The organism is Roseovarius sp. B08 (genome assembly GCF_051417955.1).
Lineage (GTDB): Bacteria > Pseudomonadota > Alphaproteobacteria > Rhodobacterales > Rhodobacteraceae > Roseovarius.
Genome location: NZ_JBPRLW010000001.1, coordinates 3,889,083 through 3,914,995 on the forward strand (window position 1 = coordinate 3,889,083; position 25,913 = coordinate 3,914,995).

General features: G+C 61.8%; 17 protein-coding genes, 1 tRNA gene, 2 rRNA genes and 1 pseudogene. 5 read left to right on the plus strand and 16 right to left on the minus strand.

Annotated features, from left to right (window positions below):
• Positions 1 to 50: 50 nt before the first annotated feature.
• Entirely contained in the window at positions 51 to 464 is a 414-nt protein-coding gene (locus ACSQ76_RS19815) for a DUF1348 family protein (protein WP_437157910.1), read from the plus strand.
• Positions 465 to 1,544, plus strand: a complete 1,080-nt coding sequence (locus ACSQ76_RS19820) for a helix-turn-helix domain-containing protein (protein ID WP_437157911.1) — start codon at positions 465 to 467, stop codon at positions 1,542 to 1,544.
• Here ACSQ76_RS19820 and ACSQ76_RS19825 read toward each other — a convergent pair.
• Positions 1,541 to 1,777, minus strand: coding sequence for a hypothetical protein (locus ACSQ76_RS19825; RefSeq protein WP_437157912.1), 237 nt, complete (start codon positions 1,775 to 1,777; stop codon positions 1,541 to 1,543). The two genes, ACSQ76_RS19820 and ACSQ76_RS19825, sit on opposite strands and share 4 nt — an antisense overlap.
• 593 nt (positions 1,778 to 2,370) lie before the next feature.
• On the opposite strand from ACSQ76_RS19825, the gene ACSQ76_RS19830 reads away from it, so the two are divergent.
• The 3 genes from ACSQ76_RS19830 to ACSQ76_RS19840 all read left to right on the plus strand — a co-directional run bounded on the left by ACSQ76_RS19830 (position 2,371) and on the right by ACSQ76_RS19840 (position 5,124).
• Positions 2,371 to 3,240, plus strand: a complete 870-nt coding sequence (locus tag ACSQ76_RS19830) for a cysteine hydrolase (RefSeq protein WP_437157913.1) — start codon at positions 2,371 to 2,373, stop codon at positions 3,238 to 3,240.
• Positions 3,241 to 3,287: 47 nt separating this feature from the next.
• The gene (locus tag ACSQ76_RS19835) at positions 3,288 to 3,767 is read left to right on the plus strand and encodes a YHS domain-containing (seleno)protein (RefSeq protein WP_437157914.1); all 480 of its coding nucleotides are present in this window, start codon (positions 3,288 to 3,290) and stop codon (positions 3,765 to 3,767) included.
• Positions 3,768 to 3,849: 82 nt separating this feature from the next.
• Positions 3,850 to 5,124, plus strand: a complete 1,275-nt coding sequence (locus tag ACSQ76_RS19840) for an NAD(P)H-dependent oxidoreductase (RefSeq protein ID WP_437157915.1) — start codon at positions 3,850 to 3,852, stop codon at positions 5,122 to 5,124.
• Positions 5,125 to 5,852: 728 nt separating this feature from the next.
• Here the strand turns inward: ACSQ76_RS19840 and ACSQ76_RS19845 are convergent.
• The 15 genes and pseudogenes from ACSQ76_RS19845 to ACSQ76_RS19915 form a co-directional block, all read right to left on the minus strand.
• Positions 5,853 to 7,042 (minus strand): IS3 family transposase gene (locus ACSQ76_RS19845; protein WP_437155805.1). Its coding sequence is split into 2 segments (ribosomal slippage): positions 5,853 to 6,781 and positions 6,781 to 7,042, totalling 1,191 coding nucleotides; the frame shifts between segments, so codons are not numbered across the junction.
• Positions 7,043 to 7,206: 164 nt separating this feature from the next.
• On the minus strand, positions 7,207 to 7,404 hold the full coding sequence (locus ACSQ76_RS19850; protein WP_306127574.1) for a hypothetical protein: 198 nt from the start codon (positions 7,402 to 7,404) through the stop codon (positions 7,207 to 7,209).
• Between the two features lie 143 nt (positions 7,405 to 7,547).
• Positions 7,548 to 8,540, minus strand: a complete 993-nt coding sequence (locus ACSQ76_RS19855; protein WP_437157916.1) for an adenosine kinase — start codon at positions 8,538 to 8,540, stop codon at positions 7,548 to 7,550.
• Positions 8,541 to 8,550: 10 nt separating this feature from the next.
• Complete coding sequence (gene ahcY / locus ACSQ76_RS19860) at positions 8,551 to 9,966, minus strand: adenosylhomocysteinase (protein WP_437157917.1); 1,416 nt, start codon at positions 9,964 to 9,966, stop codon at positions 8,551 to 8,553.
• Between the two features lie 34 nt (positions 9,967 to 10,000).
• A complete protein-coding gene (gene metK / locus ACSQ76_RS19865) occupies positions 10,001 to 11,191 on the minus strand; it encodes a methionine adenosyltransferase (protein ID WP_437157918.1) in 1,191 nt (396 codons plus the stop codon).
• A 67-nt stretch (positions 11,192 to 11,258) separates the two neighbouring features.
• Positions 11,259 to 14,993: pseudogene (gene metH, locus ACSQ76_RS19870) on the minus strand (methionine synthase).
• Between the two features lie 15 nt (positions 14,994 to 15,008).
• Positions 15,009 to 15,881: a methylenetetrahydrofolate reductase [NAD(P)H] gene (metF, locus tag ACSQ76_RS19875; RefSeq protein WP_437157919.1), complete on the minus strand. Its 873-nt coding sequence runs from the start codon at positions 15,879 to 15,881 to the stop codon at positions 15,009 to 15,011.
• Positions 15,882 to 15,959: 78 nt separating this feature from the next.
• Positions 15,960 to 17,651, minus strand: coding sequence for a glycine/sarcosine N-methyltransferase (locus ACSQ76_RS19880; protein WP_437157920.1), 1,692 nt, complete (start codon positions 17,649 to 17,651; stop codon positions 15,960 to 15,962).
• A gap of 415 nt (positions 17,652 to 18,066) precedes the next feature.
• Complete coding sequence (locus ACSQ76_RS19885) at positions 18,067 to 18,714, minus strand: class I SAM-dependent methyltransferase (protein WP_437157921.1); 648 nt, start codon at positions 18,712 to 18,714, stop codon at positions 18,067 to 18,069.
• Between the two features lie 9 nt (positions 18,715 to 18,723).
• The gene (gene pssA, locus ACSQ76_RS19890) at positions 18,724 to 19,488 is read right to left on the minus strand and encodes a CDP-diacylglycerol--serine O-phosphatidyltransferase (RefSeq protein WP_306127567.1); all 765 of its coding nucleotides are present in this window, start codon (positions 19,486 to 19,488) and stop codon (positions 18,724 to 18,726) included.
• Positions 19,475 to 20,152 (minus strand): phosphatidylserine decarboxylase, encoded by a 678-nt coding sequence (locus ACSQ76_RS19895; RefSeq protein WP_437157922.1) that lies wholly within the window; start codon positions 20,150 to 20,152, stop codon positions 19,475 to 19,477. Before ACSQ76_RS19895 ends, pssA begins: the two co-directional genes overlap by 14 nt.
• Before the next feature lie 120 nt (positions 20,153 to 20,272).
• Positions 20,273 to 20,349 (minus strand) — tRNA-Met (locus ACSQ76_RS19900).
• 92 nt (positions 20,350 to 20,441) lie between these two features.
• On the minus strand, positions 20,442 to 21,869 hold the full coding sequence (locus ACSQ76_RS19905) for a DUF2252 domain-containing protein (RefSeq protein ID WP_437157923.1): 1,428 nt from the start codon (positions 21,867 to 21,869) through the stop codon (positions 20,442 to 20,444).
• A gap of 208 nt (positions 21,870 to 22,077) precedes the next feature.
• Positions 22,078 to 22,192, minus strand: a 5S ribosomal RNA gene (gene rrf, locus ACSQ76_RS19910).
• An 89-nt stretch (positions 22,193 to 22,281) separates the two neighbouring features.
• Positions 22,282 to 25,725 (minus strand): 23S ribosomal RNA (locus ACSQ76_RS19915).
• Between the last annotated feature and the right edge of the window lie 188 nt (positions 25,726 to 25,913).

Here is a 25,913-nt window from a genome sequence, read left to right on the forward strand (position 1 = left end):
CCGCCCCCGCGACCGGGGCGCACTCTGCTCTCCAACAGAAGGTCTTACGGATGACACGCCCCCCGTTGCCGCCTTTCGACGACGTCTCGGCCCGGATCAAGGTGCGTCTGGCCGAAGACGCCTGGAACAGCCGCGAGCCCGAACCTGTGTCGCTCGCCTACACGCCTGACAGCCAGTGGCGGAACCGGGCGGAGATATTCGCGGGGCGCGACCTGATCGTCGAATTTCTGATCCGCAAATGGGCGCGCGAGTTGGAGTGCCGCCTAATTAAGGGACTATGGGCTTATCGCGGCAACCTGATCGCCGTGCGATTCGCCTACGAGTATCGCGACGACAGCGGCGCCTGGTTCCGCGCCTACGGCAACGAGAACTGGGAGTTCAACATCGACGGTCTGATGCGGAGGCGTGTTGCGTCGATCAACGATATTCCCAAAGGCCTCCCCGAGCGTGAATTGAGTGCCTGAATGAAGCGGTGGTTTGTCAGGCATCATGGAAAGACTGGTTTTCACGACGCTTTCGGCTTAGCTTTGGCCATGCCGAGCGTGACAGCCGCATTTGCGCGCGCGATGGCCCAAGCGGCCGGGATGACGCTGAGAGATGACGGGGCTCTTGTCTCCGGCGGAGTGGTCGTGCGCCGTTTGCCGCAGCCGACGGACGGCAGGCTTGCAGATACTGACTATTTCGATCTTCTGGATTGGATCCGTCGTCAGCAAGAAGACGAGGTCGCGCTGCTCGAAGCCTATGCCAAGGTAATTCGCGTCGACGATATCGGCGTGCTCGGGCTGTCGATGAAGACGGCGCCGACGCTGCGCGCCTCGCTGGAACGCGTGGAACGTTACTGGCGGGTGGTTACCGACACCGCGGTCTACCGCCTGGACGACTCCGGCGACCCGGCATGTCTCCTCTTCGAGGCGCGCACGGGGCATCACCCGGTGCTCGAATTTCGCAACGAAGGCGCATTGGCCGGGTCTGCGCACAACATGCGCCAGATCGTGGAAGGCGAATTGGTCCTCGAACATGTCTCGTTCCGCCACGCGTGCCGCAGCGATCCGGATCGCTATGCCGCGCATTTCGGTTGCCCTGTCTACTTCGAGGCGGATCGTAACGCCATAGCCTTCAAGCCCGAAATGCTCGACCTGCCGAACCGGCTGGGCGATGCGGCGGTGTCGGACTTCCTGACTGCCCATCTCGAGACGGAGATCGGCTCGCTCAAGGACGACCCCTCGCTCCGGGCGGCCCTTCTACGTCGCTTGACACCGGCGCTCAGCAACGGCGTCCCGCAGGCGGCGGAGGTCGCGCGCGACATGGGGCTGAGCGAACGCACGCTCTACCGTCGCCTCGCCGAAGAGGGGCTGACCTTCCGTGACGTGCTCATCGAGGCGCAATCCTCGCTCGCCCAGGAGCTTCTGAGGGACAGCACGAGTTCCATCGCCGAGATCGCGTTCCTCACCGGATTTTCCGAACAAAGCACGTTCAGCCGAGCGTTCAAGCGCTGGGTCGGACAGGCGCCCGCGCAGTTCCGGCAGCAATTTCCGGATCCTTAGCGCCATCCGGTCGCTTCGGTCCTTGCGGGATTGGGCATGACATTGGCGGAGCCGGCCTCGATCAAGACCGGTGCCCAGGCGCGCCAGAGCCTCCCGCGCCCGCCGACATCCGGGAAGCCTGCATGACAGAGCGCAACGACCAACGCCCGCGCCGCGCGGTCGAGGATAGGGTGACGCCCGCGCCCGTCCGGATGGCCGCCGCCCAAGGACGAGGCTGAGCGGTCAAATCGCATTGGCAGACCCGGCCATGCGCTTGGCAGGGTCGGCCAATACCGGATGCGCCCAATTCCCTTACGTAAGGCCATCGACCTTGGATAGGTCGGGACCCGGCACCCCCGGCTCCTCCTCTGCGCCAACCGAGAGGCCACTGCCATGACTGACAATAAAAGTACGACCCATACTCTGGCAACGCTGCGTGACAATCGCCGGTCTGCAGTTCGTTCAAAGCGCCCAAGCGGCACAGGCGAAATGACACACATGGTGCTGATCACAATCGCCGCCGGCCTTCTGACCGGCGTCCTGACCTTTCCGATAACGATGCCGGGCAGGACCTTTGCGAAACCGTTGACCGACATCGACACGACCGATGTCGGCCCCGCCTTCGAGCCACCGGACTGTCACCCTCCCGGCCTCGAAGCGACCGGCCTGTTTGCTTGGATCTCAGGCGTGCCGCCCCACAGAGCGACACGGTGCCTGCCCGGACACGGCCGGTTCCCGGCCACGAGAGGCAAGACCGCCCCTGGCGCGGAACGCCTCGACCCTACCACCCCAAGCGGCGCGCCAACGGGCGCGCCGTCAACACCCACCACCGAGAAGGAGACTTGAAATGGACCACGATCACTCTCATGACCAGACCCACGTCTGCGGCTGCGACGCCACCCCCGAGCGGGTAGACATGGCGCGCAGGCGTCTTATCGCCGGTGCCGCGGGCGGTGCCGCTGCCGGGGCCGCCGCCGCTATCGGCGCTTCGGCCAGTGCCGCAACGCCGGAGGCACGCGCGCACTACGCCGATCCTGACGAACCAGGTCTGCCGCAAGTCGACATGGACATCGCGCCGGGCCGAACGGCCCTCGTGGTCACCGATCCCCAGATTGATTTCCTGTCCGAGGACGGCGTCACATGGGGCGTCGTTGGCGAAAGCGTGACAGAACAGGGCACCGTCGACAATATCGAACGGCTGTTCGCGGCCGCCAAGACCGCCGGGATGCCGGTCTTCATCTCGCCGCATTACTACTACCCGCACGACCACAAGTGGCAGTTCGAGGGAACCCTGGAAAAGACCATGCACTCCATTGGCATGTTCGACCGGCTCGACCCCCTGAATCTCGACAATTTCGAAGGCTCCGGCGCCGACTGGATGCCACAGTACAAAAAGTACATCGAGGACGGCGAGACCATCGTCTGCTCGCCGCACAAGGTTTACAGCCCCGCTCAGAACGACCTGAACCTGCAGTTGCGCAAGCGCGGGATCGACAAGGTGATCCTTGCGGGCATGTCCGCGAACCTCTGCACCCAGGCGCATCTTTACGAGCTGCTGGAGCTCGGCTTTGAGGTCGCCGTCGTGCGCGATGCCACGGCCGGCGCCAAGGTGCCCGAAGGCGATGGCTACCTCGCCGCGATCATCAACTTCCGGATGGTGGCGAACGGTGTCTGGTGGACCGACGAGGCCGTCGAACGCATCGGCAACTCCGCCTGATGCACCCCGAGCAAGAACCCTACCTTCCCTCAGAAAGGATCTTTTCCATGAGACCCTCTGTTTTCCTCAAGGCTTTGTCCTTGTCCATCGCGATTTCGACCGCCGCCTTCGCGGCAGATGAAGCCAACGTTGGCAATGGCTTGACACTCAATGGCAATCCGCTCGGCATGCATGGGGTCGATCCCGTGTCCATGTTTGAAAGCAGCGCTCCGACACAAGGAAACGCTGTCCATACGTCGACCTATGACGGCGTGGACTACTACTTCACGTCTGCGGAGGCCAAAGCGAGTTTCGACGCTGTGCCGGAGCAGTATCTTCCCCAGTTCGGCGGCTTCTGCGCCTTCGGTGTCCAAGTCGGCAAGAAGCTCGACGGCGACGTTCGTTACGCGGATATCGTCGAGGGGAAGCTTTATCTCTTCGTGAACGCCGCGACCCTCGAAAAATACCTCGAAGATCCGGAGGCGGTTATCGCCGGCGCCAACGCCAAATGGCCCAGTATTGTGAATACGCCTGTGAGCGATCTCTGATCCAGGCAGCCCGAAAAACCTGGCGGCTCGCGCAGATGCCCGGGCCGTCCCCCTCTCTTCTCGGAAACTACAGGATAAAGCGATGACAACCCTGCTTCGCATCGATGCCAGCGCCCAACGGCAAGACCGTTCGCTGACGCGTATGCTGACAAATCTATTCACGACCGAATTCTTGCATGCCAATCCGGACGCAGAGGTGATCGTCCGTGATATCGGACAGGATCCGGTTCCGGCGATTGATCACCGATTCATCCATGCAGCCTTCACCCCGCCCGAGGACCGCGAAGACTGGATGACCGAGCGGCTGGCCCTTTCAGATGCCCTGATCGACGAGGTGGTGGCTGCGGATATCATCGTTCTGGGGGCGCCCATGTACAATTACGGGATGCCCGCCGCGCTGAAAGGCTGGATTGACCACGTTGCACGGATCGGTCGAACCTTCTCGTTCGATCTGGGACGTGGCGACTTCCCCATCGAACCGATCCTGAAGGACAAGCAGCTCGTCGTGCTGTCGTCGCGGGGCGAGTTCGGTTTTGAGCCCGGCGGGCCACGGGCGCACCTGAACGCATTGGATCCCGCCATTGCTGCCTGCGCGCATTACTTTGGTGTCGACGTCGCAGACATCCAAACCGTTGCCATTGAATATCAGGAGTTCAAGGACGCACGGCATGACCGTTCGGTCAGCGCTGCCAAAGAAGCGACGCGTGCACTTGCACAGCAGTTTGGCAGACCCGCCAAACAAACGACTCTTCACCTGCCTGACCAACCCAAGAAAAAGGACAAACCAATGACAGACTTTCCTACGCACACGATCGATTCCGCTCCCGCAGACGCAAAACCGATCCTGCAAGCTGCGCTGAACGGGTACGGCTTCGTGCCCAACCTCTACGCCACCATGGCGGAGGCTCCGACCATCCTCGAAGGTTACACAACGCTATCGGCCATCTTCGGCAAAACGGAGCTGTCGGAAACCGAGCGTCAGATCATTCTGATGACCAACAACCGTTTGAATGGCTGCCAATACTGCATGGCAGCACATACGACGCTATCGCAGATGGCCGGAGTTGCGGAGGATGTCATTGCGGCGCTGCGCAACGATACCCCCATCGCGAACAGCAAGCTGGAGACCCTGCGCCAGTTTGTCATCGTGATCAACGAAAGCCGTGGATGGCCCACTGACGCGCAGATCGAGCGTTTTCTGCAGGTCGGTTACACGCGGCAAACCGTGCTCGAGGTTATTCTTGGCACGGCACTGAAAACCCTGTCCAACTACACCAACCATATCGCGGATACGGACCTGGATACGGCATTCGAAGCCAATGCGTGGCCAGCACCCGCGTCCCAAGCAGCGGAATAGCTCCGCGCGACGGGCCGGTGTCTGATTGCACGTAGCGGGCAACAGCAACAAAACCCGTCGCTGTTGCCCCAGGTGTCCCTGGCGGCGGCACTTTCAAAAGGATGAGGCGCGCATGAACCACGACCAGACAGACAGTATCCTCTTTACGCCCCTCGACCTCCCAAATGGCGTGCGGCTCAAGGTGAGTATAAGAGGTATCCTGCTCGGCCTCCCAATTTCGAGGGCTAGCCGATGCTTCGATCTCACTCGCAATTCTGAGGGCCCCTACGTGTTTCTAGGGAACATTGATTTACCCGGCGTCTGCCTCGCTATCGGCATTCTGCCTGCCGCTTCATCCGATGGCGGCGAGGTTTACATTTGTCACCTCGAGGTCGTTCGAGACGATGCGTAGACGTGGTTCAAAACCGGTGCGCTGCTCTCAATTTTTTCTTTACCGCTTTGAAGGTTTCTGCAACCGGAGACTTTCAGATCGTTATCAAGACTTATGGCACGCATCGCCTTCGTCCATCATCGCCAACACCGATTTCTCTGATCAAGATGACGATCCTTCCCCTCGCGAAGAGGGGGATCACTATGGACAGCGGACGTATTTGAAGGATCACCATCCATTCACCACTTTTTTCGTGACCGCAGAATTTATTACTCAAGGAGATATCTCAAATGACCAGACACATTCGTGACCTATCGAGCCTAACCCAAGGCATCCCACCTGACCTGCCACTGAACTTTCACCCATCCGGAACCAGAGCCCTTCGGGTTGATACGCCGATTGGCGCAGGTGGAGCAACCGACATCCGCGCGGAGCTTTCAGATGGCGCAGCGCGGGTGTCGGTTGCGGTGAACAGGCGCTCGGCGAACGCCTTGGGCGTCTGATAGCCAAGCGCCGAATGTGGGCGCTCCTCGTTGTAATCTGCTGCCCAGGCACGGATCACGGCGCGCGCATGGGGCATGTTGCGGAACATGGTTTCGTTGAGGAGTTCATCGCGCATGCGCCCGTTGAAACTCTCCACAAACCCGTTCTGCATCGGCTTGCCCGGGGCGATGTAATGCCATTCGATCCCCTGCGCGGTAGCGAAGGTTAAGATCGCGTTACTGGTCAGTTCGGTGCCGTTGTCCGAGACAATCATGCCGGGCTTTCCACGCCGTTCGATCAGGGCCGCCAATTCCCGCGCGACACGCCGCCCCGAGATCGATGTGTCCGGAACGGCCGCCAGGCATTCCCTCGTCACGTCATCGACCACGTTCAGGATGCGGAACCGCCGGCCACAGGCGAGCTGGTCATGGACAAAATCCAGCGACCAGCGCGCATTGGGCCGGGCCTCGACCAGGATCGGTGCCCGGGTTCCTACCGCCTTGCGCCTGGCCCGGCGTTTGCGCACCGCCAGACCTTCTTCTCGATACAGCCGGTAGATACGGTTGATCCCGGAGGGTTCTCCCTCCCGGCGCAGCAGCACAAATAGCCGCCGATAACCGAACCGGCGGCGTTCATTGGCCAGATCCCGAAGCCGCTGGCGCAGCCCGGTCTCGGGCGGTCGCGCGGACCGGTAGCGGATCATCTTGCGGTCCGCTCCAACAATCTGACAGGCCCGCCGTTCCGACAGGCCAAGCCTGGCCCGCAGATGCGCAACGGCTTCGCGCTTCACGGCGGGCCTCACCATTTTTTTGAGAGCAGTTCCTTCATCGCCGCAGCGTCGAGCATCTGCTCCGCCAGCAACTTCTTCAGCTTGGCGTTCTCGTCCTCCAGCGCCTTCAGTCGTTTGGCGTCCGAAACCGTCATCCCACCAAACTTGGCTTTCCAGGCATAAAAGGTGCCTTCCGACATCCCGTGCTTGCGGCACAGATCGGCGCACTTCGCGCCTGCCTCATGCTCGGTAAGGATGCCGATGATCTGTTCTTCGCTGTATCTCGTTCGCTTCATTGTCCGTCCCTTCGTTGGGGCGGACTCTAATTCCAAATGGAGGAAAAATCCCGTGGCAGGTCACTTTTCGCCTTGGCGCAGCACCCTCCCGGACCTGATCCGGGAGCTCCCGGCCACAGGAGGCCCCGGGTCAGGCCCGGGGCGCGCGGGGCAGAGCGTCGCCGCTATTTCTTCTTCTTTTCCCCAAGCGTGACCGGACCCGCCGCGCCGGAATTTGCCGTTGCCAGAACTTTCGGTTTTTCCTGTTTCGGCTTCTTCACTTCGCGGTTGCCGCGCCTGTTATTGCCTTTTCCCATCATGACCTCACGGTTTGAGTAACCGCCCGGCGACATGCCGGACGGGTCGATCCTCAGGAAGATCAAGGTTGCCTAAAGCGGGCGATGACTTCGATGAGTCGCGCCGGGGGCCTCGCAATGCCCCCGGACACTGGGTGAAATATACGCCTCGCCAGTCGCTCCGGCAAGTACGCACACGGCCCGCACGTGACGGATGGTCGTGCTCGGGCTCAGGCCGCCGGCAGGGCGATCGCCCTGGCCGCATCACCGTCGCGCGCACCGAAATGCACCAGCACCCGGGCGGCATATTCGGCACCCAGCCTGCCCGCCTCCTGCACGGGCAGGCCTCGGGCCAGTCCGGCAAGGAAACCGCTGGCATAGGCATCGCCCGCGCCGGTGCTGTCGACGACCCGGGGCACGGTGACCGCCGGGATCTGGTGGCGGCCTTCGGCATCGGCCACGATCGAGCCCTTCTCGTGCTCGGTCACCGCCGCGACGGACACCTGTGTCATGGCCCAGTCCAGAGCGGCTTCGGCGCCCTCGCATCCCGCCAGCGCGGCCACCTCGACATGGTTGCCGACAAGGATGTCGACATGGCGCGAGACGGTGTTGCGCATGACGTGGATGTTGCGCTCGACACAGCCGGCATCCGACGGCGTCAGCGCCACCTTAGCCCCGGCGGCTTTCGCCGCCTCGGCCAGGCGTTCGATCACCGCCGCGCCGTGCGGGGCGTCCCAGATGTAGCCTTCGATGAACAGGATATCGAACGCCTCGGGCAGCGCCGCGAGCGCCTCCGGAGGCATCAGCGTTGTCGCCGCCCCCAGGTAGGTGCTCATGGTGCGCTCGCCGTCCGGCGTGACCAGCACGACGCAGCGGCCGGTGCCCTGATCGCCGTTCTGTGCAACGGCAACCGGCGCCGCCAGCCCCATGCCCGACATTTCCTCGCAAAAGGCCTCGCCGAGGTCGTCATTGGCCACCTTGCCCAGGTAGGTCCCCCGGACAGGCATGTCGGCCAGGTGCGCGATGGAGTTGGCCACCGATCCGCCGGACTGGCGGATGCCGGGGGCGACCTCCTCGAACAGGGCGTGGGCCGCGTCGGCATCCACCAGGTGCATGCCTCCCGGGGTCAGCCCGTGCCGCGTGACGACATCGGGCTCGACCGCGGCGACGACATCGACCAGCGCGTTGCCCAAACCCACGATATGCGGTGTTCGTTCGGTCATGTCTCGCTCCTCAATACCGGTAGTGTTCCGGCTTGTACGGCCCCTCGGGCTGCACGCCGATATAATCCGCCTGGTCTTTCGCCAGCTCGGTCAGCTTCACGCCGATCCGGTCCAGGTGCAGACGGGCCACTTTCTCGTCCAGATGCTTGGGCAGGATATAGACCTTGTTCTCGTACTCGCCGCCGTTCTTCCACAGCTCGATCTGGGCAAGCACCTGGTTGGTAAAGCTGGCCGACATCACGAAGGACGGGTGTCCGGTCGCGTTGCCGAGGTTCAGCAGACGCCCTTCGCTGAGCAGGATGATGCGGTTGCCCGAGGGCATCTCGATCATGTCGACCTGTTCCTTGATGTTGGTCCACTTGTGGTTCTTCAGGCTGGCCACCTGGATCTCGTTGTCGAAATGGCCGATATTGCCGACGATCGCCATGTCCTTCATCTCGCGCATGTGCTCGATGCGGATGACATCCTTGTTGCCGGTGGTGGTGACGAAGATGTCGGCGGTTTTCACCACATCCTCCAGCGTCGTCACCTGGAACCCGTCCATCGCGGCCTGCAGCGCGCAGATCGGGTCGACCTCGGTCACGATCACCCGCGCGCCGGCGCCTTTCAGCGAGGCGGCAGAGCCCTTGCCCACGTCGCCATAACCCATCACGACGGCAACCTTGCCGGCCATCATCGTGTCGGTGGCGCGGCGGATCCCGTCGACAAGGCTTTCCTTGCAGCCGTACTTGTTGTCGAATTTCGACTTGGTCACAGAGTCATTCACGTTGATCGCGGGGAACGGCAGCTGCCCTTCCTGCATCATCTTGTAAAGGCGATGCACGCCGGTCGTCGTCTCCTCGCTGACGCCCTTTATCATCTCGCGCTGCTTGGTGAACCAGCCGGGGCTTTCGGCCATGCGCTTCTTGATCTGGGCGAACAGGAACGTCTCTTCTTCCGAGGTCGGCGTCTCGATCAACCCGGTTTCACCGGCCTCGACCCGTGCGCCGATCAGGATATAGAGCGTGGCGTCACCGCCATCGTCCAGGATCATGTTGGCGCCGCCGTCTTCGAACTGGAAGATGCGGTCGCAATAATCCCAGTATTCCTCCAGCGTCTCGCCCTTGACCGCGAAGACCGGCGTGCCGCCCTCGGCGATCACGGCAGCCGCGTGGTCTTGCGTGGAAAAGATGTTGCACGAGGCCCAGCGGACCTCCGCGCCCAGCGCCACCAGCGTTTCGATCAGGCAGGCGGTCTGGATCGTCATATGCAACGACCCCGCGATGCGCGCGCCCTTGAGCGGCTTCTCCGCCCCGTATTCCTCGCGCAGGGCCATCAGGCCCGGCATCTCGGTCTCGGCGATGTCCAGCTCCTTGCGGCCGAAACCGGCAAGAGCGATGTCACGGATCGCGCTGTCCGCGGGACTGACTCTCTCTGGCTTGTTCATGTCGCGTCTCCTTTCTTCGTTCTGGTGTTTCGGATCACTCTGCCGCGGCGGATACGCCGAAGGTGCGGGCCAGTTCGTCGGCCAGATCCGTGCGTTCCCAGCTGAAGCCGCCCTCGTCGTCGGGGACGCGTCCGAAATGGCCATAGGCTGCGGTGCGGGCATAGACCGGCTTCAACAGGCCCAGATGCTCGCGGATGCCGCGCGGCGTCAGGCGAACCATCTCGCGCAGGGTGTCGGCCAGCTTGGCCTCGTCGACCCGGCCGGTGCCCAGCGTGTCGACGTAGATGGCGACCGGCTCGGGCACGCCGATGGCATAGGCCAGCTGGATCTGGCACTTGTCGGCCAGCCCGGCGGCGACCACGTTCTTGGCCATGTAGCGCGAGATATAGGCCGCCGAGCGGTCCACCTTGGTCGGGTCCTTGCCGGAAAACGCGCCGCCGCCATGCGGGGCCGCGCCGCCATAGGTGTCGACGATGATCTTGCGGCCGGTAAGGCCCGCGTCACCGTCCGGGCCGCCGATGACGAAATTGCCGGTCGGGTTGACGATGATCTTGTCGGGCGACGGCAGGTTCCAGCCCTCTGTCTTGAAGCAGTCGGTGATGTAGGGCGCGACCAGCGCGCGCACGTCGTCCTGGCTCAGGCCTTCGGCATGCTGGGTCGAAACGACCACGGTGTCGAGGCCGACCGGTTTGCCGTTCTGGTATTTCAGCGTCACCTGGCTCTTGGCATCCGGCCCGAAATTCGGCTGCTTGCCGGATTTCCGGTCCTCGGCCATCGTGCGCAGGATCTTGTGGGCGAACTGGATCGGGGCCGGCATCAGCTCTTCGGTCTCGTTGCAGGCATACCCGAACATGATGCCCTGGTCGCCGGCACCTTCCTCGCCCTTGTCGCCCTCGTCCACGCCCATGGCGATATCGGCCGATTGCGCGTGCAGGCGGCAGACAATCTCTGCATCCTTCCACGAAAAGCCATGCTGTTCATAGCCGATGTCGCGGATCGCATCGCGGGCGATCTGCTCGACCTCCTTCAGCACGCTCTCCGGGCCGCGCACCTCGCCGGCGATGGTCACGTGGTCGGTGGTGGCCAGCGTCTCACAGGCCACGCGTGATTGCGGATCGGCGGCGAGGTAGGCATCCAGCACCGCGTCCGAGATTCGGTCGCACACCTTGTCGGGGTGCCCTTCGGACACCGACTCGCTGGTGAAAAGCCATGATCTGTCGCTCATAATCGTTCCTTTCTCCACTGTCGTGGGGTTGGGTCGCTTTTGGCAAAAATCGAATTTTTGCGGGGGGTCAGGCGATCTTTCGATCGGCCGATGACTTGTCGGGGGTGTAGGCCAGGCTGGGTTGCAGCCATGCTTCCACCTCGGCAATCTCCATGCCCTTGCGCTCGGCATAGTCGGCCACCTGGTCGGGGCCGATCCGGCCGATCCCGAAATAGGCCGAATCCGGGTGGGCGAAATAGAGCCCCGACACCGCCGAGGCGGGCCACATCGCGCAGCTTTCGGTCAGCGTCACGCCGGTATGCTCGGGCGCATCCAGCAGGTCGAACAGCGTGCGCTTCTCGGTGTGGTCGGGGTTGGCCGGATAGCCGGGCGCGGGGCGGATGCCGCGATACTGCTCGCGGATCAGCGCCTCGTTATCCAGCGTCTCGTCCGCGGCATAGCCCCACAGGCTGCGGCGTACACGGGCGTGCAATGCCTCGGCGAAGGCTTCGGCGATCCGGTCGCCCAGCGCCTGCACCATGATCGAGTCGTAATCATTGCCTTCGGCCTTCAGCCGGTCGGCGATGTCGTGCACCTCGCGCCCGGCGGTGACGGTAAAGCCGCCGACCCAATCCTCGGTGCCTTCGGGCGCCACGAAATCGGCAAGGCACATCTGCGGGCGGCCGTTCGCCTTGCTGCGTTGCTGACGCAGTTGCGGCATACGGGCGCGCAGGGTCTTGCGGTCCTCGTCCGCCCAGACGACGATATCGTCGCCCTGCGCGTTGGCGGGCCAGAGGCCCACCACGCCGCGCGGGCTGAACCAGTCCTCTTTTTCGATCCGGTCCAGCATCTTCTGCGCGTTGTCGAACAGTTCGCGCGCCGCCGGCCCCTTGTCCGGGTCGTCGAGGATCCCCGGATACTTGCCCTTCATCTCCCAGGTGTTAAAGAACGGCGTCCAGTCGATGAACTCCCGCAGTTTGGCGATGCCCATGTCGTCGATTACCGTCAGGCCCGGCGTCTGCGGCGCGGGCGGCGTGTAGCTGTCCCAGCCGCCGTCGAATTTCGATCTGCGCGCCTCGGCCAGCGCGGCGGTGGGCCGGTCGCCGGCGCCTTTCATCCCGTCGCGCAGCTTGTCCTGCTCGGAGACGACATCGGCCAGAAACTCGGGCCGCGCCGTCTTGGACAGCAGTCTCGAGACCACGCCAACGGCCTTGGAGGCGTCATCGACATGGATCACGCCATGCTCGTATTCCGGCGCGATCTTCAGCGCGGTATGCTTTTTCGAGGTGGTCGCCCCCCGATCAGCAGCGGCAGGTCGAACTCCTGCCGTTTCATCTCGGCGGCCACGTCTACCATCCGGTCAAGCGAGGGCGTGATCAGACCGGAGAGCCCGATGATATCGGCCTTCTCCTTCTTGGCCGCCGCAAGGATATCCTCGGCCGGGACCATCACGCCAAGATCGACCACGTCGTAGTTGTTGCACTGCAGCACGACGCCGACGATGTTCTTGCCGATGTCGTGCACGTCGCCCTTGACCGTCGCCATGATCACTTTGCCCTTGGCCGAGGTGTCGCCCGACAGACGCTTTTCCTCTTCCATGAAGGGCAGCAGATGCGCCACGGCGGCCTTCATCACGCGGGCGGATTTCACCACCTGCGGCAGGAACATCTTGCCCGCGCCGAAGAGGTCGCCCACCACGTTCATGCCGTCCATCAGCGGCCCCTCGATCACGTCGAGCGGCTTGTCGGCGCGCTGGCGGCATTCCTCGGTGTCGTCGACGACGTAGTCGGTGATGCCATGCACCAGCGCGTGTTCCAGCCGCTTTTCCACCGGCAGCTCGCGCCACTTGGGGTCTTCCTTCTTGGAGGCCTCACCGGTGCCCTTGTACTTGTCGGCAATCTCCAGCAGGCGCTCGGTCGCATCGTCGCGGCGGTTCAGCAGCACGTCCTCGACATGCTCGCGCAGCTCGTCGGGGATGTCGTCGTAAACCGTGATCTGCCCGGCATTCACGATCGCCATGTCCAGACCCAGCGGGATCGCGTGGTAGAGGAACGCCGAATGCATCGCCTCGCGCACCGCGTTGTTCCCGCGAAAGCTGAAAGACACGTTCGACAGACCGCCCGAGACATGCACGTCCGGCATCGCCTCCTTGATCATCCGGGTCGCCTCGAAAAAGGCGTTGGCATAGTCGTTATGCTCCTCGATCCCCGTTGCCACGGCAAAGATGTTAGGATCGAAGATGATATCCCAAGGCTCGAACCCTGCCTTCTCGACCAAGAGGTCATAGGACCGCTTGCAGATGTCGAACTTGTGCTGCGCGGTCTCGGCCTGGCCGTTCTCGTCGAACGCCATGACCACCACGGCGGCGCCATAGCGGCGCACCGTGCGGGCCTGTTCCAGGAACGCCTCCTCGCCTTCCTTGAGCGAGATGGAGTTGACCACGGCGCGGCCCTGCACGCATTTCAGCCCGGCCTCGATCACCTCGAATTTCGAGCTGTCGATCATCACCGGCACGCGGCTGATATCCGGCTCGGACGCGATCAGGTTCAGGAAGGTCGTCATCGCCTGCTCTGAATCGAGCAGCCCCTCGTCCATGTTCACGTCGATGATCTGCGCACCGTTCTCGACCTGCTGGCGCGCCACGTCGAGCGCGGTGGCATAATCGTCCTCCATGATCAGCTTCTTGAACTTGGCCGACCCGGTGACGTTGGTGCGCTCGCCGATATTGATGAAACTGGCAACTCCGGTGCTCATGCTGCGCCCTCCTTCACGTCCGCGCCTTGTGTCTCGAACATCTCCAGGCCGCTCAGCCGCATGTGCCTTACTTTCTGCGGGATCTTGCGCGGTGCCTTGCCCGCGACCGCCTCGGCGATGGCGCGGATATGCTCGGGCGTGGTGCCGCAGCAGCCGCCCACGATGTTGACCAGCCCCGACGACGCCCATTCGGCCAGGTGCTCGGCGGTCTCCTCCGGCGTTTCGTCATAGCCGCCCATCTCGTTGGGCAGGCCGGCGTTGGGATAGGCGCTGATGCGCGTGTCCGCCACCCCGGACAAGGTGCGCACGTGCTGGCGCATTTCGCCCGCGCCCAGCGCGCAGTTGAGCCCGATGGAAAACGGGCGCGCGTGGCTCATCGACACCCAGAAAGCCTCGGGCGTCTGGCCGGTCAGGGTTCGGCCCGACCGGTCGGTGATGGTGCCCGAGATCATCAGCGGCGGAATGGTCAGCCCCTTGTCCGACAGGCTGTCGATGGCGAAAAGCGCGGCCTTGGCGTTGAGCGTGTCGAAGATTGTCTCGATCAGCAGCAGGTCGGCGCCGCCCTCGATCAGCGCGCGCGCCGCCTCGCCATAGGCGCGGGCCAGATCGTCGAAGGTCACCCCCGGAAACCGGGGTCGTTCACATCCGGGCTGATGCTGGCCGTCTGGTTGGTCGGCCCGATCGCGCCGGCCACCCAGCGGGGTTTCTCGGGTGTGGCCACCGCGTCGGCGGCTTCCCGCGCAAGACGGACGGACTCGACGTTCATCTCGACCACCAGGTCGGTCATGTCGTAGTCGGCCTGGCTGATCGCGTTGGCCCCGAAGGTGTTGGTCCCAAGGATATCGGCGCCGGCCTCCAGGAAATCCTCGTGGATTTTCCGAATCATGTCGGGCTGGGTCAGGGTCAGCAGCTCGTTGTTGCCGCCCACGTCGCTGGGATGATCCTTGAACCGCTCGCCGCGATAGGTGGCCTCGTCGGGCTTTTGCTGCTGGATCATCGTGCCCATCGCCCCGTCCAGCACCAGGATGCGGTCGGCGTTGGCGGCGGCTATGTCGTGTGTCTTGGTCATGCGTTCTTCAATCCTTCAAGCGGCGTTCTCGGCCACAATACTGGGTGTCAGCCCCAATGTCCTGCAAACAGCCAGCGTCACTTTCGGCTGGTTCAGCGTATAGAAGTGAAAGTCGGTGATCCCGGCCTCCATCAGGCGGCGGCATTGTTCGGCGGCAACGCCGGTCGCGACCATCGCGCGGGTCTCTGGCGCATCGTCCAGCCCGTCGAACATCTGGCCCATCCAGTCGGGGACCGAGGCGCCGCAACCCGCGGAAAATCGCTTCAGCCCCTCGAAATTGGCCACCGGCATGATCCCGGCCACGATCGGCGCCTCGATGCCCGCGGCACGTGCGCGCTCGACGAACCGCAGCACGGTGTCGGTGTCGAAGGCATATTGCGTGATCGCCCGCGCCGCGCCGTTGTCGATCTTGCGCTTGAGGTGGTCCATGTCGGCGGCGGCATCGCGGGCCTCCGGGTGCACTTCCGGATAGGCCGCGACCGAGATGTCGAAATCGCCCTTGCGGCGCAGCGCCGCGACCAGTTCCGCCGCGTCGTTATAGCCATCCTCGGGCAGGCTCTGGCCCGCGGGCAGGTCCCCGCGCAGCGCGACGATCCGGTGCATTCCGCTGTCCCAGAACACCTCGGCCTGGCGGTCGATCTCGGCCCGGCTGGCCCCGACGCAGGTAAAGTGATGCGCCACCGGCAGGCCCGTGCGGTTAGCCACCATCTCGACGATGCGCTTGGTGCGGTCCCTCGTGCTGCCCCCTGCGCCGTAGGTGACCGAGAAATACTCCGGATCGGCCGCACTCAGTTGCGCCACGGTATCGCGCAGTCGGGTCACTCCGGCCTCCGTCTTGGGCGGAAAAAGCTCGAATGAAATCGACGGCGTGTCGGACGTACCTGTCATGTGCGTGTCTCCATCTCGTTGATCTTGCGGGATGAGGCGGGGGCGCGGGGGCGCATCATGGCACCCCCGTCGCATGGTTCAGTGTTTGACGGGCTTGCGGAAATGCTGGATGCCCCAGGCAAGGTGGCCGTCATCGGCAGCCTTCACCCAGTTCTGCAATCCAACCGCCATCTTGTCGAGATACTCGGCCGAGCAGCCTTTCTCGCGCAGCTCGTCGTAATGCGCCAGCAGCTCTTCGCGGACCCGGGCGTAATGCGCCCGCAGGTCGCCGACCGCATCCTCCTGCTGCACCGTCTCGAAACCGAGCCCCTCGGCCGTCTGGCGGTAGAACGCCGGCGAGCTCAGGCTGTTGAGTTGCAGCCGGTCATAGACGGGTTGCAGAACGCCCTCGGGCACGTCATCGGCCTGCATCGGATCGGTGAATATCAGGTGCCCACCCGGCTTGAGCACGCGGAACGCTTCGGCCAGGACCTGGTCGCGCTGGTCCGAGTGCAGGAAGGCATCCTGGCTCCAGACAACATCGACACTCTCGTCGGCCTCGGGCACGTCCTCGAACACGCCGTGGCGGATGCTGATCTTATCGGCCAGCCGGGCCGCCCGGACCTTGCCCAGGTTATACTCGTTCTGCGTTTCGGAGATGTTCAGGCAGACAGCCTCGCAGCCGGTCTTCTTCACGACGGTGCGCATCGCCCCGCCATAGCCCGCGCCCAGGTCCAACACGCGGGAGCCTGATTTCAGGTCGGGCAGCGCCTCGATCATGCTTTCGATCGTCAGGTCGCTGGCTTCGCGGATGTTCCTGGTGGTCGTGTAACGCCCGATATGCAGGTCCTCGCCACCCCAGATGGTGGAATAGAACGTATCGGCATCGTCGCTGTCATAATAGGTTTCCGCGACATCGCGGATATCCGCCTTGCCATCGGCACCGTTGCCGCCCCAGCGGGCCACATGCTCGGCCGATTTCTCGGCGACGTGGATGAAAAAGTCGGGCTCCTCCTCGGCGTAGGTGTCCTGGAAGTCGCCATAGGTGCGCACCCGCTCGAACCCGGCTTCGCGGAACAGGCGGCGCATGTAGTCCTTGCGGATCGGGCACAGGTTCAGCGTATAGGACGCCCCGTCGGGAAAGTCATAGCGCATCCGGCACAGGCCCTCGTCGATATGCTCGGGCTCGGCGCTGACGTCATCGCCGCAATAGTAATACTTGTGCTTGCTGGAAAACCCGCTGTCGAGCATCGCGTCATAGTTCCGCTGGTCGAGGATCAGCACGCCATCGTGCTTGAGCGCGGCATAGAATTCGGCCAGGGCGCGGCGGCGGTCCTGCTCCTCGTGCAGATGGGTGAAGGAATTGCCCAGGCAGATGATCGCATCGTACTTGCCGTGAATGTCCCGGTTCAGCCAGCGCCAGTCCGCTTGCGCCGTCTTCAGGATCAGGCCGCGGCTTTGACCGTTCTCGAAAGCCTTGGCGACCATGGCGGCGTTGCCGTCGGCGGCGGTCACGTCGAAACCCGCCTCGGTCAGACGCACCGAGTGAAAGCCGGTGCCACAGGCCACGTCCAGCACGCGCTCCTTGCCGCGCGCCTTCAGGATGTCGATGAAGAACTGACCCTCGCTCTGGGCGCGACCGTCCCAGTCGATCAGCTCGTCCCACTTGTCGACGAAGCTGGTGACGTATTCCTTGCGATAATGCCCCGTCTCGCGGTCTGCCAGCGGATCCTTGCTGTAGGTCTGCGTGGTCATCGTCAGTTCGGCGTTGCCGGCGACATCGCTGGTCATGTCTCTCTCCGTTTTTGATGACGGCAGCCCGCACTTGGCCGCAACCGGGCTTCCGGATTCCGCGGCGCGGAATACGAAGGCGGTGCCGTCAGGGTTGTCGTTGTTCAGTCCGCACGTCGTTGCGTGGGCAGATCCCTGTGATCGCTGGCGGTCGGGCCGGGTCTGGCCTTACCACCCGGTCGGAAATTTCGCTTATGGAAGTTTCGCCCGACCGCTAATGTACCATTGGTTACATTCTCAAGTGACGCGCATTCAACCTTTGTGTGCGAAATTTTCATGAAATTCGGGAACTCTCGCGCCAAACCCCTGCGTAAACTCGAAAATCTGTGATGCTTAAATGTTCATCGTTACGGCTCACAGGCGGCACCCCCGCAAAAACGCACTCGGGGGCCGCAACGATTCTTGCTTAGACTATCTAATTTTCGGTGAGGCCCGTAGGCTGCCGATCGACCCGTTTCTCCAGCACCAGGAACGTCATCATGCCAAGCGGGGGCAACGACTTCTGCGCGTCAACCTCAAGGCAGCCCTCGCCAAGCACCGTGTCCATCTCGAAATCGGAATGCCAGCCGATGAAATTCGCCACCGGGGCCAGGGCACGCTCCAGCACGGCGAGCGCGCCCGTCTTGCGCACGAAATGGTTGGTGATCACCACCTTGCCGCCCGGCTTGCAGACCCGGGCGATCTCGCCCATCACGCGTTCGGGTTCGGGGACGACCGACAGGACATGCATCGCCGCGATCGTGTCAAAATGATTGTCCGGGAAATCGAGGGTGCGCGCATCCATCTGCCGCAATTCCCTCACATGGCCCAGGTCCAGGCGCCGGACCTTGTCGCGCGCCTTGGCCAGCATCTCTTCGCTGAAGTCGATCCCGGTGACCTGTAGCGCCGGATCGTAATGCGCCAGCGCAAGCCCCGTGCCCACGCCTACCTCGAGTACGCTGCCCGGGCGGGTGTTGATATACTCCACAGCACGCTTTCGGCCCACATTCGTCACGGCGCCGAATGTCCGGTCGTAGATGGGGGCCCACCGGGCATAGGACGTACTGACGGCATCGATATCCATGCGTTCTCCTTACTTGCCGGGCTGTCGCGCCTTCGTCACCGCGGACCATGCCACCATGAGCAGATAACACAAGGACAACACAGACAATGCAGTCCAGGTGAATGTAAAGAATGCGGCCCCGGCCAGGACCACGCCGACCAGGAAGAACTTCACGTTCGACCGCGAGATCGACGCGCCCTTGAGCGAGAGTGTCGGCACGGTGCTTATCATCAACAGGCCGGCGAGCATCATATAGAAGCATACGGCAAGGCCCGGCACCTGCACGGTCTCGAACGCGAAGGACAGGTAGAGCGGCACCATGACCAGCACCGCACCGGCCGGCGACGGCACCCCGGTGAAATGGCCACTCGGCCCCGGCGCTTCCTCGACCTTGTGGTCGACATTGAAGCGGGCCAGCCGGATGACACAGCAGACCGTGAAGAAAAGCACGAAGATCCACGCCACGCTTCGGATCTCCTGCAGCCCCCAGAAATACAGGATCAGCGGCGGCGCGACACCGAAGTTGAGGAAGTCCGCAAGCGAATCGAGCTCCGCCCCGATCTTGCTGTCGCTGCGCATGAAACGCGCGACGCGACCGTCGATACCATCCAGAACACAGGCCAGCAGCACCAGTTGCACCGCGAAAATGTAATCCCCCTGCACCGCGAACCTGATCGACGTCATGCCGGCACAGATCGCGGCAAGCGTGATCAGGTTGGGCAACAACTGGACAAGCGCGGCGTCGTTCCGTTTCTTGCCGGCGCTGTTCCGTGGGGTCTGGTTATCGCGTGGCATCAGGCAGGGTGAGGTCGGCCAAAATGGTTTCTCCGGCGATCATGGTCTGCCCCACGCGGACCGAGGGCACGACTCCGTCGGGCAGATAGACATCCAGCCTGGAGCCGAACCGGATCAGCCCGAATCTTTCCGATGTCGACAGGGTATCACCGGGCTTGACGAAACACACGATCCGCCGGGCCACCAGCCCCGCAATCTGCACCACGGCCACGTCCCGCCCGTCCGGCATCGCGATGCGCAGGCTGTTGCGTTCGTTGTCCGCACTGGCCTTGTCCAGCGAGGCGTTGAAGAACTTGCCGGGCCGATAGGCGATCGCTTCGATCCGGCCGCCGACGGGCATTCGGTTCATGTGGCAGTTGAACACGCTCATGAACACGCTGATGCGGGTCAGGGCCTCGCCCGGCATCCCCAGCTCCTTGGGCGGGACCGCCTGCTCGATCAACGACACGATCCCGTCCGCAGGGCTGACGATGACACCGCTTCGCAATGGCGGCACACGCTCGGGGTCCCGAAAGAAATAATAGCACCAGATCGTCAGCCCGACGCCGAGCCACCCCAGTATGTCGGACACCAGAAACAGCAGAAGGGTCGCACCGGCAAAGATCGCAACGAACTTTCTGCCTTCCGGATGCATCGGCTTGATGAATGTATCGCGCATTCGCATGAATTTGTTCCCTCGCCGCTGGGTTGTGCCGCCTTATGGGGCCCGCCAGCCCCGACTGCAAGCGCAAGAACCGATATCCGCGCGCCGGCGGCGGATGATCGATACCGTGGTTCGGAAGTTTGGTTGCGGGGGTAGGATTTGAACCTACGACCTTCAGGTTATGAGCCTGACGAGCTACCGGGCTGCTCCACCCCGCGCCAATGCGGGCTATCTACTCCTGCACCGGGACCTCCGCAAGGGGCCGCGCGGGCATTTATTACATTTTTTTTACAAGCCTGCCCACGAAGGGTCAGCGGAACACCACGTCCAGGCTGTCGAAGGCGCCATGGGCGTGATCTTCGCGGAAAAACGCGTGATCCCGCTTCAGCCGCGCCACCGCTTCCTCGGAAAAGCGCACGATATCATCCTCGAACAGTCGCAGGGGGGACATCGCCTCCATGATCGAGGGCTCTACGTCATAATCGATGCGGCCCAGGTCGTCGGACAGGGCATGCGCCTGCGCCAATGCGGCACCGCAGACCCTGGCATAGCGTTTCCAGGACTTGAAGCTCAGGTCGTCAAGGTCGATGTCATGACGGAAAGGCGCCCGTTCGCGGCTCATGAAACTCTTGCCGTCGATCTCCACCGCGCCATAGAAGATATCCCCGTGCGCCAGTTGCACGCTCTGACCGTGCTTGATGCGCTCGGCCTGCTTGCCGGCGTTAAAGGCGTTGGGCGGGGTCAGCCCCTCCAGCGCCGACCGCCGCGCCGCCTTGAACTCGATAATCAGGTCGTCGGTCGCGTCCTTCGACGGCCCGTCGATCAGCACGTAATAGCGCGGCAGACCCAGCGAGGCCGTGCCCTGCCCGTGTCGCACGCAAACATCCTTGACCTTCAATTCACCGGCGCGGTCAGGCGCGTCGATGCCATTGGACCTGGCCAGATCATTGATCGCCTTCTGAAACTTCTCGATTTCCGACGACAGCGGCTGCAGTTCCTCGCCGGCGCGAAAGCCCCGGCCGTTCTCGTTAAGGTAATCTGACCATAGCCATTCCTGCCGGTTCTCCCACGCCTCCTCGAACAGCCGACGGATCACCTTGGGCGAATTGTCGATACGGTAGGCGTTGTTGCGCTCGGTCGAGTTGTTGGCGTAATCCTGCATCGCCTCGGCATAGCCGCGCACGAACCGGCGAACGATCTTGCGTGCCTTTCCGGGCTTCAGTTCGCCTTCCGTCAGCGCCGCGATCCAGAACCCCACGGCGCCGCGCTTGATGTCCCAGCTGAACGGCGCGTATGTGGTCTCGTCAAAGTCGTTCACACCGAAGATCGGCGCGCCGTTGCGGTCGGGCATGACACCGAAATTCTCCGGGTGCACGTCCCCCAGCGCCATCACCGAGGGCATGTGCCCATCCTCGCCCACCATGTCGCGGTAAAACAGCAGGGCGGTGCCGCGAAAGAAATTGAACGGGCAGTCGGCCAGCTTGTCGAACTTGTCGCGTGCGCCCTTCGAGCTTTCGGCGATGCGCGCCGCGTGGTCCTCGCGGACGGTGGACCGTACGTGATGCCGGCGGTCCTCGCCATGCAGAAACCGCGGCGGCACCACATACTTGCCGGTCTCGATCCCGGCGCTCAACCGCGCGAACGCCTTGGAGCGTTGCGCATAGCGCGCCTCGATGGATTGCTCGGTCGGAGGGGTGGCGTCGCCGCTCTGCGGCCGTCGCTTTGTCTTTTTCGCCATGACGTCGCCCTGGTCGTTCCGAAGGGAACGAACGGCTGGGCCGTAAAGTTCCGGTCTGAACGACGCCGCCCATCACCCGCAGGCCACGATGGCTGACCCAGCGTACGCGACGGTGCCAGGGCACGATGCGCAACAGCGCATCCGGCCGTCAGAGAGTGAATTGAAGGGGAAAATCGAAAGAGAGATACAATTTCAAGGACCTTACTAGGTTTGGCGGTGACCTACTCTCCCACGTCTTGAGACGCAGTACCATTGGCGCTACGGCACTTAACGGCCGGGTTCGGGATGGGACCGGGTGTTTTGCTCGTGCTATGACCACCAAACCGAGAAAGATCCTTGAACTCCAAGTCAGCACACTTGTTTAAGTGTACGGCTTCTGGATCCGCATAAGCCAATCTGGCTTTTACTGGATCAAATCAAGCCTATCGGACAATTAGTACCGGTCAACTGAACGCATTGCTGCGCTTACATCTCCGGCCTATCGACGTGGTGGTCTACCACGGTCCTCAGGGATACCTTGTTTTGAGGGGGGCTTCCCGCTTAGATGCCTTCAGCGGTTATCCTGTCCGTTCATAGCTACCCAGCACTGCCGTTGGCACGACAACTGGTCCACCAGTGGAACGTTCACCCCGGTCCTCTCGTACTAGGGGCAACTCCTCTCAAGTATCCTACACCCACGGCAGATAGGGACCGAACTGTCTCACGACGTTCTAAACCCAGCTCACGTACCTCTTTAAACGGCGAACAGCCGTACCCTTGGGACCTGCTCCAGCCCCAGGATGAGATGAGCCGACATCGAGGTGCCAAACACTGCCGTCGATATGGACTCTTGGGCAGTATCAGCCTGTTATCCCCGGCGTACCTTTTATCCGTTGAGCGATGGCCCTCCCACTTGGGACCACCGGATCACTATGGCCGTCTTTCGACTCTGCTCGACTTGTCAGTCTCGCAGTCAGGCTGGCTTATGCCATTGCACTCAACGAGCGATTTCCGACCGCTCTGAGCCAACCTTCGCGCGCCTCCGTTACGCTTTAGGAGGCGACCGCCCCAGTCAAACTACCCGCCACGCAGGGTCCCGGATCCGGATAACGGACCGCGGTTAGACATCAAGAATGCATAGGGTGGTATCTCAAGGATGGCTCCACCACGACTGGCGTCATGGTTTCAAAGCCTACCACCTATCCTGCACAATGCAGTCCTGATGCCAGTGCGAAGCTGTAGTAAAGGTGCACGGGGTCTTTCCGTCTAACCGCGGGAAGCCTGCATCTTGACAGGCAATTCAATTTCGCTGAGTCGATGTTGGAGACAGCGGGGAAGTCGTTACGCCATTCGTGCAGGTCGGAACTTACCCGACAAGGAATTTCGCTACCTTAGGACCGTTATAGTTACGGCCGCCGTTTACCTGGGCTTCAATTCGACGCTCTCACATCTCCTTTTAACCTTCAGGCACCGGGCAGGCGTCAGACCCTATACGTCGTCTTGCGACTTCGCAGAGCCCTGTGTTTTTAGTAAACAGTCGCCACCCCCTGGTTTGTGCCCCCGGACTTCAGTTGCCTGAAACCCGGGCCTCCTTCTCGCGAACTTACGGAGGTATTTTGCCGAGTTCCTTCAACATCGTTCTCTCAAGCGCCTTGGTATTCTCTACCAGTCCACCTGTGTTGGTTTAGGGTACGATCTTATGATGGAGCTATTTCCAGGGACTGCTAAGCTGCCCATCCAATCCGATAAGGATGAACAACCCTCGCAATCCGTCACTTCCACCTGGCTCAGGAATATTAACCTGATTCCCATCGACTACGCCTTTCGGCCTCGCCTTAGGGGTCGGCTTACCCTGCTCAGATTAGCTTTAAGCAGGAACCCTTGGACTTTCGGCGAGAGTGTCTCTCACACTCTTTGTCGCTACTCATGTCATCATTCTCACTAGTGATCTCTCCACGGGATCGCTCACGCGCCCGCTTCATCGAAAGCCTCTCTCCTCCAATGCGGGCGAACCCGCTAAGGAGGAATGAGACTATGTCACACTACGCTCTGCTACCAGTGCATACGCACTCCTCGGCTTCGGCTCATGGCTTGAGCCCCGTTACATCTTCGCCGCAAGACAACTTATTTAGACCAGTGAGCTGTTACGCTATCTTTAAAGGATGGCTGCTTCTAAGCCAACCTCCTGGTTGTTTTGGTCGTCTCACCTGCTTTCCCACTTAGCCATGAATTGGGGGCCTTAGCCGGAGGTCAGGGTTGTTTCCCTCTCCACTACGGGCGTTAGCACCCGCAGTGTGTCTGCCATCTAGTACTCCTCGGTATTCGGAGTTTGGTTAGGATCAGTAAGCCTGTGGGGCCCCATTACCCATCCAGTGCTCTACCCCCGAGGGTATTCGGATGACGCTCTACCTAAATAGATTTCGCAGAGAACCAGCTATCTCCGAGTTTGATTGGCCTTTCACCCCTAGGCACAACTCATCCCGATCTTTTTCAACAGATGTGGGTTCGGCCCTCCAGTAAGTGTTACCTTACCTTCAGCCTGGTCATGCCTAGATCACTCGGTTTCGGGTCTGATCCATCTAACTCGACGCCCTATTAAGACTCGCTTTCGCTGCGCCTACACCTAACGGCTTAAGCTTGCTAGATAGACCAAGTCGATGACCCATTATACAAAAGGTACGCCGTCACAAGACTGGACACTAATGACAACCATCTCTGGTCATTTTGTCGGGATGGACACCCGGAATTGAACGGTTTCGAGGCCAGGATTGTCGCTGTAGATCCCGGCGTTCGACCGATGATCGAAACTCAGGCTCATGCGCACGCCGTTGCGTGCCTGATACCCGAATTCGACACCCGATCGAAAGATGATAGGGCCACCCAGGTCGACATCGCTGCCCTCGGCATAAAGCCCGGGCATCGAGTGGAACTGAGCGTACCACCGTTCGTTCGGCGTCGTGTATGTGGTGGTGTTTCCAAGACCCACCCACAGGCCGCCATCATCCGTGATGGACCCACCGTAGGTGAATTGGAACGGGCCGCGTGCCGTCGATGTCTGCCGGCGGATGAACACTTCCTCGCCAACGGCGTTTTCCTGGAAGTAAACCTCGCCAGCTGAAACGCTGGTAAACGGCACCACATCGTTCTTTGCCAGGCAGCCTTCGTTGGGACAGTGATTGACTGCCATGTTCAGCAGGCCAAGGGCCAAGCCGACCACCGCAGCGGTGCCGTCCGTGATGAAAGCGATGTCTGACATGTCCCGATCTCCATGGAATTTTTTCCATGTGTGACGCAGATTGTCATTAGAGTCCAGTCAAGCTCCGACTGATTGTAGGCGTTCGGTTTCAGGTACTGTTTCACTCCCCTCGTCGGGGTGCTTTTCACCTTTCCCTCACGGTACTGGTTCGCTATCGGTCAGTAAGGAGTACTTAGCCTTCGAAGGTGGTCCTCCGATCTTCAGACAGGATTTCACGTGTCCCGCCCTACTTAATACATCCTATCGAGCTTCCTATACGGGGCTGTCACCCGCTATGGCCATGCTTCCCAACATGTTCTAGTCACTCTCAAGGCTTGGCTGGTCCCCGTTCGCTCGCCGCTACTAGGGGAGTATCAATTGATGTCCTTTCCTCCGGGTACTTAGATGTTTCAGTTCTCCGGGTTTGCTCTTAAAGACCTATGTATTCAGTCCTTAAGTACCTGTTTCAGAACCCTATAAATAGCCGAAGCTATTATAGCGAACTGTCAGGTGGGTTGCCCCATTCGGAAATTCATGGATCAAAGCCTATTCTCAGCTCCCCATGACTTATCGCAGAGTATCACGTCCTTCATCGCCTCTTACTGCCAAGGCATCCACCAAACGCCCTTCTCGCGCTTGATTTGATCCAGAAAAAGCAAGATTTGCGTCTTGCGCGGGTCCGTAGCTGGTAACTTCCAGACCCCCTATCCTGGACCAAAAGTCGTACATTTCCCGCTCCGGATTACTCCGGAACTTGGTTATAGTACTTGACTTGGACAACTCTGTTCTTTTCAGCCCGGGATACATAAGGAAAGGCGTGGATGCACCTT